Origin of the sequence: Citrobacter sp. Ct235, assembly GCF_030332305.1 — a bacterium.
GTDB classification, from domain to species: Bacteria; Pseudomonadota; Gammaproteobacteria; order Enterobacterales; family Enterobacteriaceae; genus Citrobacter_A; species Citrobacter_A telavivensis.
In genome coordinates, this window is record NZ_JAOWIC010000049.1 from 83,055 (window position 1) to 97,346 (window position 14,292).

A 14,292-nucleotide genomic window follows, 5' to 3' on the forward strand; every position below is an offset into this window, starting at 1 on the left:
AAAAGGCCCCGTTTCCGGAGCCTTAATTAACCACAGCCTTAGCCAATTGTCATCAGGCTTGCGTTCCCCCCGGCGGCGGCCGTGTTCACGCTCAACGAGCGTTCGACGTACAGTCGCTCCAGCAGAATATTGCTTTCGCCACGGGCGAAACCTTGCACCGAGACAATCGCGCCTTCACGGGCTGCAATCGCTTCACACAGGGCGCGAAGCTGATCGGAATCACCGTGGAAGATCACCGCATCGAACGCCTGCGTCGTCAGGCTGTCGGTTTTCGCAAACTCAACACGGGCGGAAACCGCTGCCGGCAGACGTTTCGCCAGGTCCCGGTGGAAGGCATCGTCAGGCCACAAAATCAGACTACCGACCGAGGTGACGGCGGCAAGTTGTACCAGCGCATCCTGTTCATCATCCGCGATACACAACACGCGCTCACGCGGTAACAGTGTCCAGGTGTTACGCTCACCGGTGGGACCCGGTAGCAGACGCTGCGTACCTGCCTGCGCCAGTTCGCCAAACTGCTGACAGCGTTGGCGCAACGCAGGGCGATCGGCTGCCCACTCGCTGAGCGCTTCCAGCGGCTGGGTCAGCACAGCTTTGAGTTGGGCGTCCACCGGGTAGTCCGCATCCTGACGCGCCAGGGTTATAGACAGCGCATTCTCCGGACGGTTTGCCAGCAGACGGTAGAGATAGAGCGGCCCACCGGCTTTCGGACCGGTACCCGACAGCCCTTCGCCGCCGAACGGTTGTACGCCGACGACCGCCCCCACCATATTACGGTTGACGTACAGGTTACCCACGTGCGCCGAGCCGGTGACCTGGGCGATGGTTTCATCAATACGAGTGTGAACGCCCAGCGTCAGGCCGTAGCCAGAGGCGTTGATCTGCGCAATCAGCGCGTCCAGGTTGTTGCGGTTATAACGCACGACGTGCAGAACCGGACCAAAGACCTCTTTTTGCAACTCGTCAACGCTTTCCAGCTCAATCAGGGTTGGCGCAACGAATGTACCACTCTGCCACTCACGGATATCTTCGCTGTTTTCACGTGCGGCCTGGAACACGGGACGACCTTTCGCCCGCATAGCCTGAATGTGATGTTCAATGTTGGATTTGGCTTCACTGTCGATAACCGGACCGATATCGGTCGTCAGACGCCCTGGGTTGCCCATCCGACATTCGGCCATCGCGCCACGCAGCATTTTCAGCGTGTGGTCGGCGATATCATCCTGCAAACAGAGCACGCGCAGTGCGGAACAACGCTGCCCGGCGCTATCAAACGCCGAGGACAGTACGTCGATCACGACCTGTTCGGTGAGGGCGGACGAGTCAACGATCATCGCGTTCATGCCGCCCGTTTCGGCGATCAGCGGAATCGGACGACCCTGAGCATCCAGACGCGTTGCGATGTTACGTTGCAGCAGCGTCGCCACCTCGGTCGAACCCGTAAACATCACGCCGCGCACACGACTGTCGGAAGTCAGCTTCGCGCCTACCGTTTCACCCCGTCCAGGCAACAGTTGTATCACGCCCGGCGGTACGCCAGCTTCCAGCAAGATGGCAATCCCCTGGGCCGCGATAAGCGGCGTCTGTTCTGCCGGTTTTGCCAGGACGCTGTTGCCTGCGGCCAGCGCCGCGGCAATCTGTCCGCAGAAGATAGCCAGCGGGAAGTTCCACGGGCTGATACAGACAACCGGACCGAGCGGGCGGTGAGTTTCATTATCAAAATCGTCACGGACCTGGCCGGCGTAATAGTGCAGGAAATCTACCGCTTCTCGCACTTCGGCAATGGCGTTGGCGAAGCTTTTACCGGCTTCGCGTACCAGAATGCCGATCAGCTGTTGCATCTGGCCTTCCATCAACACGGCTGCGCGATGGAGGATGGCGGCACGTTCTTGTGGCGGTGTCGCAAACCAGATGGGCGCGTTGTTCACCGCACTTTGCAACGCCTGTTCCACTTCCTCTTCACTGGCTTCACGCACATAGCCAACGATGTCTTTCGGCTCTGCCGGGTTGACCACCGGACTCATTTCCCCCTCGGCAACCGGTGTGTCGAGCATCGGTAGCGCCCGCCATTTTTGCAGCGCGCTGTTGAGCAGGGCAGAGGAGAGCGAGGCCAGACGATGTTCGTTGGAAAGATCCAGACCGGCCGAGTTATCGCGACCTTTGCCGTACAAATCGCGCGGCAGGGGGATTTTCGGATGCGGCAGACCGGTTTGACCTTCCTGCTGCGCCAGCTTCTCGACGGCGTCGACCGGATCGGCCACCAGTTCGTCCAGCGGCAGCGTGGTATCCGCAATGCGGTTAACAAAGGAGGTATTGGCGCCGTTTTCCAGCAGACGGCGTACCAGGTACGCCAGCAGCGTTTCATGGGTGCCAACCGGCGCATAAATACGGCACGGACGGTTCAGTTTGCCATCCGCGACTTTACCGGTGACCTGTTCGTACAGCGGCTCACCCATCCCGTGCAGACACTGGAACTCATACTGGCCCGGATAGTAGTTCTGTCCGGCCAGTTGATAAATGGCGGCCAGCGTATGGGCGTTATGGGTCGCAAATTGCGGGTAGATGAGATTCGGCACGGCGAGCAGTTTCTTCGCGCAGGCAAGATAGGAGACGTCGGTGTAGACCTTGCGAGTGTAAACCGGATAGCCCTCCAGACCGTCCATCTGGGCGCGTTTGATCTCGCTATCCCAGTAAGCACCTTTGACCAGACGAATCATCAGGCGACGACGGCTACGGGTTGCCAGGTCTGTCAGGTAATCGATGACGAACGGACAGCGTTTCTGGTAGGCCTGAATCACGAAGCCAATACCGTTCCAGCCGGCCAGTTCAGGTTCGAAACACAGTTTTTCCAGCAGATCGAGGGAGATCTCCAGACGGTCAGCCTCTTCGGCATCGATATTGATGCCAATATCATACTGGCGCGCCATCAGCGTTAGCGACTTCAGGCGTGGATATAATTCTTCCATCACCCGATCGTACTGGGCGCGGCTGTAACGCGGGTGCAGGGCAGAGAGCTTGATAGAGATCCCAGGCCCCTCATAGATCCCGCGCCCGTTCGACGCTTTACCAATTGCATGAATCGCCTGTTGATAGGAGACCATATAGGCCTGTGCGTCGGCAGCGGTCAGCGCGGCTTCACCCAGCATATCGTAGGAGTAACGGAAACCTTTTTCTTCCAGCTTGCGGGCATTTGCCAGCGCCTCAGCAATGGTTTCCCCGGTGACGAATTGTTCCCCCATCAGGCGCATCGCCATATCGACGCCTTTGCGGATCAGCGGTTCACCGCTTTTACCGATAATGCGGTTCAGGGAGCGCGAAAGGCTGGCTTCGTTATGGGTGGAAACCAGACGACCGGTAAACAGCAGACCCCAGGTGGCCGCGTTGACGAACAGCGACGGGCTGCGGCCAATGTGTGACTGCCAGTTGCCGTTGCTAATTTTGTCGCGGATTAAGGCGTCGCGCGTGGCTTTATCCGGAATACGCAGCAGCGCTTCCGCCAGGCACATCAGCGCCACCCCTTCCTGCGAGGAGAGGGAGAACTCCTGCAACAGCCCCTGCACCATACCGGCACGACCACTGGCCGATTTCTGATTACGCAGTTTATCCGCCAGTTGGTAAGCCAGTTTGTGGGCCTGTTCGGCCACCGGCTGCGGCAGACGCGCCTGCTCCATCAGCATCGAAACGGCGTCAGTTTCAGAGCGGCGGTACGCGGCGGTGATGGCGGAACGAGAGACCGACTGAGGGAGGATCTGTTCGGCAAATTCCAGGAAAGGCTGATGGATCTCTTCCTGCGGTGCCGTCGACTCATCGCCTTCGTTGGCGGCTCCGGCTAACAGCGCAGGAAGTTCTGGTAGCGTGTCATCGTTTTCCAGTTTTTCCAGGTAATTAAAGATTGCCTGCTTAATCAACCAGTGCGGGGTGCGATCAATTCGCGTTGCCGCTGACTTAATACGCTCGCGCGTTGCGTCATCCAGTTTAACCCCCATCGTGGTGGTTCCCATGCCATCTGCTCCTGTTGTTCGATAATGCACTGCTTATAGTTATCGAGAAATATCCACCATGTTGCAACTTTGTGCAACCACGTTAAATGTGACCTGTACGACAAGCTTAAAAATGAATGAAATGTTAATAAAAGAAAGATGTATGACGTTGGGAAAAGTAATAACGCTATCTTTTTCTCTGCGACACTTAACACTTTTAAAAGGTGCAACCGGAAAAAGTGTGAGAGAGTGCAACCTGGCGAAAATTAGAGTTCATTGGCAGCAAAATTTGATGTAAATGATGTGTTAAATCGATTGTGAATAACTCACGCTTCCGGCAGGATACGGTCGCCTGGGAAATACAACATGCTTTGCCACGTTCCGGCAGGGCAATAAAACAGAAGAGTCTGGAGAGTTTATGGCAATGAGTACACCGATGCTGGTGACGTTCTGTGTCTACATTTTTGGCATGATATTGATTGGTTTTATCGCCTGGCGTTCAACCAAGAACTTTGATGATTATATTCTGGGGGGCCGCAGCCTTGGGCCTTTCGTGACGGCGTTATCCGCAGGCGCATCGGATATGAGCGGCTGGCTGTTGATGGGCTTACCGGGCGCGATTTTCATTTCGGGGATTTCAGAAAGCTGGATTGCCATCGGCCTGACTCTAGGGGCGTGGATCAACTGGAAGTTGGTGGCCGGACGTCTTCGCGTGCATACCGAATATAATAATAACGCCCTGACGTTGCCGGATTATTTCACCGGGCGCTTTGAGGATAAGAGCCGGGTTCTGCGCATTATCTCCGCGCTGGTGATTTTGCTGTTCTTCACTATTTACTGTGCGTCCGGCATTGTGGCTGGGGCGCGTCTGTTTGAAAGCACCTTTGGCATGAGCTATGAAACCGCACTGTGGGCGGGCGCGGCAGCCACCATCATCTATACCTTTATTGGCGGATTCCTCGCGGTAAGCTGGACGGATACCGTGCAGGCCAGCCTGATGATTTTTGCGCTGATCCTGACGCCGGTGATCGTCATCATTAGCGTTGGGGGCTTTGGCGATTCGCTGGAAGTCATCAAGCAAAAGAGTATTGAAAACGTCGATATGCTCAAAGGGCTGAACGTTGTCGCCATCATCTCCCTGATGGGCTGGGGTCTTGGCTACTTTGGTCAGCCGCACATTCTGGCGCGTTTTATGGCGGCGGATTCCCACCACAGCATCGTGCATGCGCGCCGTATCAGCATGACCTGGATGATCCTCTGTCTTGCGGGCGCGGTTGCGGTCGGTTTCTTCGGTATTGCATATTTCAATAATAACCCAGCGCTGGCAGGTTCCGTGAATCAGAACGCGGAGCGCGTGTTCATTGAACTGGCGCAAATCCTGTTTAACCCATGGATTGCCGGTATCCTGCTGTCTGCAATTCTTGCGGCGGTGATGTCAACGCTGAGCTGCCAGCTGCTGGTGTGCTCCAGCGCCATCACTGAGGATCTGTACAAAGCGTTCCTGCGTAAAAATGCCAGCCAGCAGGAACTGGTCTGGGTAGGTCGCATTATGGTGCTGGTGGTCGCGCTGGTGGCCATCGCTCTGGCGGCGAACCCGGAGAACCGGGTGCTGGGTCTGGTGAGCTACGCCTGGGCCGGTTTTGGCGCCGCGTTTGGTCCGGTGGTGCTGTTCTCCGTGATGTGGCCGCGCATGACCCGTAACGGTGCGCTGGCCGGGATGATTATCGGCGCACTGACGGTGATCGTCTGGAAACATTTTGACTGGCTGGATCTGTACGAAATCATTCCGGGCTTTATCTTCGGTAGCCTCGGTATCGTCGTCTTCAGTCTGTTGGGTAAAGCGCCATCCCCGGCGATGCTCAAACGCTTTGCTGAGGCAGATGCGCACTACCACTCCGCACCGCCGTCGCGTTTGCAGGAAAGCTAACGCTTCAGTCCACTGAATATCAGGCCCGCTTCGTGCGGGCTTTTTTGTCGCTGTCAGCGATGACTTCCTGCAATAACCATTATTCTGCTAAGCATTTACATTCTGACATCATTATCATTACATTCCGCTTGAGTTTTCTTCTTTCGTAATGATAATCACTATCACTGTAATTTACCTTTCTTTGCATCAGTTGACTAAGAATAACGTTTAAGGGTGTCAGGCATGTTTGTTCCGTTTCTAATTATGTTGCGTGAAGGGCTGGAAGCCGCGCTGATTGTCAGCCTGATTGCCAGTTATCTGAAGCGCACCCAACGGGGTCGTTGGATTGGCGTGATGTGGATTGGCGTATTTCTGGCGGCGGCGCTTTGCCTCGGGTTAGGGATCTTTATCAACGAGACCACCGGTGAGTTTCCGCAGAAGGAGCAGGAACTGTTTGAAGGTCTCGTTGCGGTGATTGCCGTGGTGATCCTCACCTGGATGGTGTTCTGGATGCGTAAGGTTTCGCGCAACGTCAAAGTTCAACTGGAACAGGCGGTCGACAGCGCCTTACAGCGCGGCAACCACCACGGTTGGGCGCTGATCATGATGGTCTTTTTCGCCGTGGCGCGCGAAGGGCTGGAATCCGTTTTTTTCCTGCTGGCCGCCTTCCAACAGGACGTCGGGATCTGGCCGCCGGTTGGCGCAATGCTGGGACTGGCGACCGCTGTTGTTCTCGGTTTCTTACTCTACTGGGGCGGTATTCGCCTGAATCTGGGCGCCTTCTTCAAGTGGACCAGCCTGTTCATTTTGTTGGTGGCAGCAGGTCTTGCTGCGGGCGCGATTCGCGCCTTCCATGAGGCCGGATTGTGGAACCACTTCCAGGACGTGGCTTTTGATATGAGCGCCATCCTTTCGACGCATTCTCTGTTTGGCACCCTGATGGAAGGCATTTTTGGCTACCAGGAAGCCCCGAGCGTCAGTGAGGTCGCGGTCTGGTTTATCTACTTGATACCGGCGCTGGTGGTATTTGCATTGCCGCCGCGCACAGGCACAACCGCGTCCCGCACAGCACCTTGACGCTTTGCGACGCAGACATTTACTTAGTTACAACATACTTATTTAAAGGGATGGTCATGACGAATCACTTTCGCCGTAGTGCGCTGCAGCTTGGCATGGCTGCGCTGTTTGCTTCTGCTTTTACTGCCCATGCTGCGGATATTCCGCAGGTTAACGTTACGGTAACCGATAAACAATGTGAGCCGATGAGCATTACGGTTAATGCCGGCAAAACACAGTTCCTCATTCGAAACCACAGTCAGAAAGCGCTGGAATGGGAGATCCTGAAGGGCGTGATGGTGGTTGAAGAGCGCGAAAACATTGCGCCGGGATTCAGCCAGAAGATGACGGCCAATCTGCAACCGGGCGAATATGACATGACCTGCGGCCTGCTGACCAATCCGAAAGGGAAGCTGATTGTCAAAGGCAGCGCGACGGCAGATGCCGCACAGAGTGATGCGTTGCTGAGTCTGGGCGGTGCCATCACCGACTATAAAGCCTATGTGACCGAAGAGACCGCGCAGCTGGTTGCGGGAACCAAAGCCTTCACTGATGCCATTAAAGCGGGCGATCTGGAGAAAGCGAAGTCGCTGTATGCACCAACCCGTCAGCACTACGAGCGTATTGAGCCAATTGCTGAGCTGTTCTCCGATCTTGACGGCAGTATCGATGCCCGTGAAGACGACTACGAACAAAAAGCCGCCGATCCGAAATTTACCGGCTTCCACCGTCTGGAAAAAGCGCTGTTTGGTGATAACTCGACCAAAGGGATGGAGAAATACGCCGATCGGTTGAATACCGATGTGCTGGAACTGCAAAAACGCATCAGTGAACTGGCCTTCCCGCCGTCCAAAGTGGTTGGCGGCGCGGCAGGGCTGATTGAAGAAGTCGCGGCCAGTAAAATCAGCGGCGAAGAAGACCGTTACAGCCACACTGACCTGTGGGATTTTCAGGCTAACGTTGACGGTGCGCAGAAGATAGTAAACCTGCTGCGTCCGCAACTGCAGAAATCCAACGCGGAGTTGCTGGCGAAAGTGGATGCGAACTTTAAAAAAGTGGACACCATCCTTGCCAAATATCGCACTAAAGATGGTTTTGAGACTTACGATAAACTGACCGATGCGGACCGTAACGCGCTGAAAGGCCCGATTACGACGCTGGCGGAAGATCTCGCGCAATTACGCGGTGTACTGGGTCTGGATTAAGCACCATGCAGCATGATGATAAAAACGGCGTGAGCGAACCGTCACGCCGACGTTTGTTGAAAGGAATGGGCGCGCTTGGTGGCGCGCTGGCATTAGTCGGTGGTTGCCCGGTTGCGCACGCGCAAAAACCGCAAAGCGCGCCGGGTACCTTGTCACCGGATGCTCGTAGCGAAACACAACCTTTTTATGGTCCCCATCAGGCGGGTATTTTGACGCCACAACAGGCCTCAATGATGCTGGTAGCGTTTGACGTACTGGCGACCGACAAAGGTGATCTTGAACGACTGTTTCGCCTGCTGACGAAACGCATCGCCTTCCTGACCACCGGCGGACCGGCGCCGGAAACGGCGAATCCGCGTTTGCCGCCGATGGACTCCGGGATCCTCGGTGCCTTCATCGCGCCGGATAACCTGACCATGACGCTGTCGGTGGGGTATTCGCTGTTTGATGATCGCTTTGGGCTGCAGGCACAGATGCCAAAGACGTTGCAAAAAATGACCCGCTTCCCGAATGACTCGCTGGATGCGGCGCTTTGTCATGGGGATGTGCTGCTGCAGATTTGCGCCAACACTCAGGACACGGTGATCCATGCCTTGCGTGATGTCATCAAGCACACGCCGGATTTACTGAGCGTTCGCTGGAAGCGGGAAGGGTTTATTTCCGACCATGCAGCACGCAGTAAAGGTAAAGAGACCCCGGTCAATTTACTGGGCTTTAAAGACGGCACGGCGAACCCGGACAGCAGCGATGCAAAACTGATGCAGGACGTGGTGTGGGTAACGGCGGAGCAGGGGGAACCAGAGTGGACAATCGGCGGGTCTTATCAGGCTGTACGTCTGATTCAGTTTCGCGTCGAATTCTGGGACCGCACGCCGCTCAAAGAGCAGCAAACCATTTTTGGTCGCGATAAGCACTCCGGCGCGCCGCTGGGTATGCAGCACGAGCATGACGTGCCGGATTACGCCAGCGACCCGGAGGGCAATGTTATTGCGCTGGACAGCCACATTCGTCTGGCGAACCCGCGTACGGCGCAGACGCAGTCAAGCCTGATGATGCGCCGCGGCTATAGCTATTCCCTCGGCGTGACGCCCTCCGGACAGCTGGATATGGGATTGTTGTTTGTCTGCTATCAACATGATCTGGAAAAAGGGTTTCTGACCGTGCAGAAGCGGTTGAATGGTGAAGCGCTGGAAGAGTACGTTAAGCCGATTGGCGGAGGTTATTTCTTCGCACTACCGGGTGTTAAGCAGGCCGATCGCTATCTGGGCCAGTCTTTGCTTGAAGCCTGACAGTGAAACCCCGTCTGCGGGCGGGGTATGCTGTGTCTCACGCTTATGAAAATATTCTTTTTTTATATGATCCGTTTTTTGAAATAATTTTGTAATATCCCCGTAAGAGACTGTTGCCAGCAGAAAATGAGAATTTAGTTAACGTCAGGTAAAATTATTGTTGCGTTCTTGCTAAGTTCTGATGTAATTATACGTAATAGCGGTAGTTCCCGGCTGTGATGCTTATTCACTATGGAGATCGCGAATGGTAAAGTCCTCTCGTGGACACGTTTCTGACAGTTATTGCCGTCCCTTACGCGGAAGTCTCTCCTCCGGTAGCAACCTCGTCACCGCTAAATTTCACTCACTTTCCTCTCTTACTCGTGTTACTGACGCCATATTCGGTGCGCGTAGCCGTGTGTGGCGTCTTTTCCAAAGGCAAGCTATGGCTTACAAGGAAGCCAACCCTCAGATGTTCGTGCGCATAATCGCGCTGCCAGCGGCGCGTGTGATGAATACCAACAACTCAAGGTGCTATCCATGGGAAGACAAAAAGCAGTGATCAAAGCTCGTCGTGAAGCAAAACGTGTGCTGAGACGGGACTCACGTAGTCATAAACAGCGTGAAGAAGAATCGGTCACCTCGCTTGTGCAGATGAGTGGCGTAGAAGCGATAGGCATGGCGCGCGACAGTCGCGACACCACGCCTGTCATGGCGCGCAATGAGGCTCAATCGCACTACCTGAATGCTATCGAGAGTAAACAACTGATTTTCGCTACGGGCGAAGCCGGGTGTGGCAAAACCTGGATCAGTGCGGCAAAAGCAGCAGAGGCCCTGATACATAAAGATGTAGACAGGATCATTGTCACCCGTCCAGTTCTGCAGGCTGATGAAGATCTCGGCTTCTTACCTGGGGATGTATCGGAGAAGTTTGCCCCGTATTTCCGGCCGGTTTACGACGTCCTGGTAAAACGACTGGGGGCATCCTTTATGCAGTATTGCCTGCGACCTGAAATCGGTAAGGTGGAAATCGCGCCGTTCGCCTATATGCGCGGACGTACATTTGAAAATGCAGTGGTCATTCTCGACGAGGCTCAGAACGTCACTGCTGCGCAAATGAAGATGTTCTTAACGCGCCTCGGGGAGAACGTGACGGTTATCGTAAATGGGGACATTACCCAGTGCGATTTACCCTCTCACGTTCAGTCAGGACTCAGTGACGCGCTGGGCCGCTTTAAAGAAGATGAGATGATAGGGATTGTCCGCTTCAGTAAAGATGATTGCGTTCGCTCGGCGCTCTGCCAACGAACGCTGAATGCGTACAGCTAAGCACCATTGTGTTCAGAGCCCGGGAGACCGGGCTTTGTTTTTATTGTTACGCAAAGAACGAACACTATGTTTTTTAATAATACCCCACAATGAAAAGAAAAATATTTAAGCCGAAGTGTAATTTATATTTCACCTTTACTAATTTCGATGGGTAATATTAATTTGCAAGCTAATTGCCATTCATTCTTTTCTATACTTTACTTATTCTTCGGAAATTCCGATCTTATTAAAAAATAATAAAGAATGTTTTTAGGTTGAAAAAATTATTATCACCAGTATCATGATTTTCGCGTATTTCAGCTATAAATCACGCGGAGATAGCAAAAATTGTTATTTAAGATGGAACTTTATGTTTAAGGATATGTGAAGAGATAGTTTTGATGAAAATAAAGTCATTGACATTTCTTTCTGCGATTGCGTGTTATATACCTGTTGCATTAGCTGCTACCACAAAAGGATATGAAATCAAAGAAATAACCGTGGTGGGTAAAGGAGAATCTATTGAAAATACGACTATTATAGGCCCCGAAAGACTCTATCTTGAAGACGGTGCTACGAGCGAGAATATTACGGTCGAATCTGGCGGGCTCTTCCTTCTCATGGGTGGCAAGGACTATTCCAGTACTATCGAGGCTGGCGGCTCTCAATATGTCGAATATGGTTTAGCAACAGAAACGACAGTTCGTGGAACACAAGATGTTTTCGCCGAAACAGAGGGCGTGAATATTGACGGCGGGACTCAGGAAGTTAGATTCTCTGGACTGGCGCATAATACTCATATAAACAATGGCGGTACACAAAATGTCGAAGGCCGTGCAATCCTGACGGAAATTGCGGACGGCATACAGAATGTAAAAAGAGGTGGAGTTGCTGAAAGCACGGTTGTTAAGGGCAAAGGTTATCAATACGTGGCAGGGACTGCAGTAAACTCTGAACTTTACGATTCGAGCGAGCTGCATGTCGTTGCGGGTGGCCGGGCCTTATATACCAGACTCTATAATTCGAGTAAGGGCTTCATAAATGAAGGCGGAACCGCAGAGAAAACCACGCTTAACAATGAAAGTTCACTTTATTTAAAGGGTGGAACCGTCGAGAGTGCAGATATTTTTGGCGGCTCTTTCTATGCCGAAACAGGTAAGGTCAAAGGTGATTTCAACATTCATGGTGGTCAGATGGTTCTTTATAAAGAGGCCATGACTGAAACCGCGAATGTTAAGGTTGGCGGTCAGGGCACACTCCGACTGAATGCGGGTGCCGAAGATGTTGCATATTCACTGAAAGCCCTGCAACTGGACGGCGGTAAAGTTTATTTGCATGACATGCCAGTTAGCAAAAGCAGTGGCTGGAACACCCTGACTCTGGATACGCTGGAAGGAAAAGGTGACTTTTACATGCAAACCAATGTGTCTGCGTGGAAAAGTGATCTTCTTGATGTGACTGGAAATGCCTCTGGCGCTTTCAATGTTTTTGTCGAAGATACGGGTTCTAGCCCGGATAAAGATCAAAGTCTGTTGCTGGTAAAAACAGCAAGCGGTGATGCAACATTTGCGCTGGGTAATAAAGATGGCATAGTCGATTTGGGTACATACCAATACACGCTGAAAGAAAAAGAAGAGGGCCAGTGGTCGCTTATTGCGGATCTGACCCAAAAGCCAGAACCTGAACAACCGGGACAATCTAAACCTGAACCGAATCCAGATACTCCATCTGATTCTGTACCGGTGGTGAAGCCACAGCCTGAGATCGTTAAAAAACGCATCACACCCTCAACGGCTGCCGTACTGAATATGGCCGCAGTGGAGTCGCTCGTATTCGATGCAGAACTGGATAGTGTGCGTGAACGTATGGATGGTCGCGATTCATTCAGTCGGGATGGAGCCGTCTGGAGCACGGTTTACAATACGCGTGATGACGTATCCACTTCGGCGGGGGCGGGTTTCGATCACACGCTGAGCGGGGTGACGATTGGTGCGGATCGTCATTTCCAGCGCGAGAACGGTGGAATAACGACAGGCGGATTTTTCAGTTACTCACATTCGAACGTAGGCTTCGACCGTGGCGGTAAAGGCAATGTGGACAGCTACGCGCTGGGCGCTTATGCAAGCTGGCAGCATAACAATGGTCTTTATGTCGACGGCATTGTGAAAGTGAACCGTTTTGAAAATGATGTCAAAGGCCGAATGACCGGTGGCGGCGCGGCAAATGGCAGCTACAGTGCATACGGTGCGGGTGCGCATCTTGAAAGCGGAATGCGTTTGTCCGCAGGCGACCTGGGCGTAACGCCTTATGCGGCCTTTACTGGGTTTACCACCGACAGCAACAAGTACACCCTTTCAAACGGGATGCGTGCCGAAGTGGACAACACGCGTATCGCTCGAGCAGAAGCTGGCCTGAAGACCGATTATCATGTGACGCTGAATAATGGCGTTGAGATTCAGCCATGGGTGAAAGCGGCGGTGAGACAGGAATACGCTGATGACAATAAGGTTAATGTGAATGATGACGGACATTTCGTTAACGATCTGTCCGGAACCCGAGGGGTATACCAGGCGGGTATTCGCGCGAAATTCACTGAGGATTTGAGCGGACACATTAGCGCCAGTTACGGCAACGGGGCGAATGTGGAGTCTCCGTGGCGTGCGGCTGCAGGGATAAGCTGGTCGTTCTAATTAATGCTGCGTGCAGAGCCCGGGAGACCGGGCTTTGTTTTTTAAGCATTATAAAAGAGACTGCAATTCAGTGACCATCATCGAGGGTTCGAATGGAATCAATTCAACATTAGCGACACCGGAGCGTTGAAAGGGATCTTGTGCCAAATAGTGTTTGAGTTGCTCCTCGTTATCGCATTTCGCGAGTATTACGCCTCCTGGTCGCGGGATCTTGCGTCCGGAAGCCAGAAAAAGATTAGCGGCGTAACCTTTTTTTAACCATTCAACATGGGCGGAAAGTTGCGTATCAATTTCATGCAATGGTTTGACATAGGTTAAGACGACGACGTAAAGCACGCTCATTGTGTTGTCCACAAATATAAAAGGGATATCACATTAACATGATTAACGGCCGATTAAATCAAGCGCAGGTAGGGGGGCATTCTGGGGGGGCTTGATTCGCCCTGACGGGCAGCCTGCTCACTCCAGACTCAAAGCTGACGGGAGTTATGCCGTTGGTGGGGTGGATGGATTATACCTGCGGATTGCAGGACGCTCACGCGCATGGGTCCTGAGTGTGGCGATGGGAACCCGTATCAACAGGGCTGGTAAGACGGTTCCCCGGCGTCTGAACATGGGGCTTGGTCCCTGTCAGGAAGTTTCATTAGCTGAAGCTCGTGATAAGGCTCGTGAGGTTCGTAAGCAGATTCGTAATGGCATTGATCCCCTGCAGGAAAAGCATGACAGAAAAGAGCATCAGGAAAAGGCCGCACGTAAACAAAAAACGTTCCGTGAATGCGCGGAAGCGGTACAGGAAATTAAGGGTAGTGAACTTAAGAATAAGAAGCATATTGCGCAGCGGGGCTCTTCGCTGGAGACATATGCTTACCCTGGATTAAC

At 53.2% G+C, this 14,292-nt stretch carries 7 protein-coding genes and 2 pseudogenes; 7 read left to right on the top strand and 2 right to left on the bottom strand.

Features of this window, described 5'->3' with window-relative positions; translation table 11 throughout:
* Window positions 1-38 precede the first annotated feature (38 nt).
* Entirely contained in the window at window positions 39-4,001 is a 3,963-nt protein-coding gene (putA, locus tag OGY35_RS17540) for a trifunctional transcriptional regulator/proline dehydrogenase/L-glutamate gamma-semialdehyde dehydrogenase (RefSeq protein WP_286632983.1), read from the bottom strand.
* 397 nt (window positions 4,002-4,398) lie between these two features.
* Here putA and putP point away from each other — a divergent pair, with 397 nt between their 5' ends.
* The 6 genes and pseudogenes from putP to OGY35_RS17570 form a co-directional block, all read left to right on the top strand.
* Window positions 4,399-5,907 carry a sodium/proline symporter PutP gene (gene putP / locus OGY35_RS17545; protein WP_286632984.1) on the top strand — a complete coding sequence of 503 codons (1,509 nt, stop codon included), beginning with the start codon at window positions 4,399-4,401 and terminating at the stop codon, window positions 5,905-5,907.
* 222 nt (window positions 5,908-6,129) lie between these two features.
* A complete protein-coding gene (gene efeU, locus OGY35_RS17550) occupies window positions 6,130-6,963 on the top strand; it encodes an iron uptake transporter permease EfeU (protein ID WP_152405122.1) in 834 nt (277 codons plus the stop codon).
* A 56-nt stretch (window positions 6,964-7,019) separates the two neighbouring features.
* Complete coding sequence (gene efeO, locus OGY35_RS17555) at window positions 7,020-8,147, top strand: iron uptake system protein EfeO (protein WP_286632985.1); 1,128 nt, start codon at window positions 7,020-7,022, stop codon at window positions 8,145-8,147.
* 5 nt (window positions 8,148-8,152) lie between these two features.
* Window positions 8,153-9,436, top strand: coding sequence for an iron uptake transporter deferrochelatase/peroxidase subunit (gene efeB, locus OGY35_RS17560; protein ID WP_286632986.1), 1,284 nt, complete (start codon window positions 8,153-8,155; stop codon window positions 9,434-9,436).
* A gap of 519 nt (window positions 9,437-9,955) precedes the next feature.
* Window positions 9,956-10,744 carry a phosphate starvation-inducible protein PhoH gene (phoH, locus tag OGY35_RS17565; protein WP_286632987.1) on the top strand — a complete coding sequence of 263 codons (789 nt, stop codon included), beginning with the start codon at window positions 9,956-9,958 and terminating at the stop codon, window positions 10,742-10,744.
* Window positions 10,745-11,472: 728 nt separating this feature from the next.
* Window positions 11,473-13,413 (top strand): annotated as a pseudogene (locus OGY35_RS17570) (autotransporter outer membrane beta-barrel domain-containing protein); the annotation flags it as partial.
* Window positions 13,414-13,461: 48 nt separating this feature from the next.
* Here the strand turns inward: OGY35_RS17570 and OGY35_RS17575 are convergent.
* Window positions 13,462-13,755, bottom strand: coding sequence for a YciI family protein (locus tag OGY35_RS17575; RefSeq protein ID WP_286632989.1), 294 nt, complete (start codon window positions 13,753-13,755; stop codon window positions 13,462-13,464).
* Between the two features lie 91 nt (window positions 13,756-13,846).
* Here OGY35_RS17575 and OGY35_RS17580 point away from each other — a divergent pair.
* Window positions 13,847-14,284: pseudogene (locus OGY35_RS17580) on the top strand (Arm DNA-binding domain-containing protein); the annotation flags it as partial.
* Window positions 14,285-14,292: the final 8 nt, after the last annotated feature.

What these genes read in the sequence shown, in the direction of transcription:
- efeO (WP_286632985.1), top strand. Translation starts at nt 7,020, where the DNA reads ATGACGAATCACTTTCGCCGTAGTGCGCTGCAGCTTGGCATGGCTGCG.
- putA (WP_286632983.1), bottom strand. Translation starts at nt 4,001, where the DNA reads ATGGGAACCACCACGATGGGGGTTAAACTGGATGACGCAACGCGCGAG.
- putP (WP_286632984.1), top strand. Translation starts at nt 4,399, where the DNA reads ATGGCAATGAGTACACCGATGCTGGTGACGTTCTGTGTCTACATTTTT.
- efeB (WP_286632986.1), top strand. Translation starts at nt 8,153, where the DNA reads ATGCAGCATGATGATAAAAACGGCGTGAGCGAACCGTCACGCCGACGT.
- phoH (WP_286632987.1), top strand. Translation starts at nt 9,956, where the DNA reads ATGGGAAGACAAAAAGCAGTGATCAAAGCTCGTCGTGAAGCAAAACGT.
- OGY35_RS17575 (WP_286632989.1), bottom strand. Translation starts at nt 13,755, where the DNA reads ATGAGCGTGCTTTACGTCGTCGTCTTAACCTATGTCAAACCATTGCAT.
- efeU (WP_152405122.1), top strand. Translation starts at nt 6,130, where the DNA reads ATGTTTGTTCCGTTTCTAATTATGTTGCGTGAAGGGCTGGAAGCCGCG.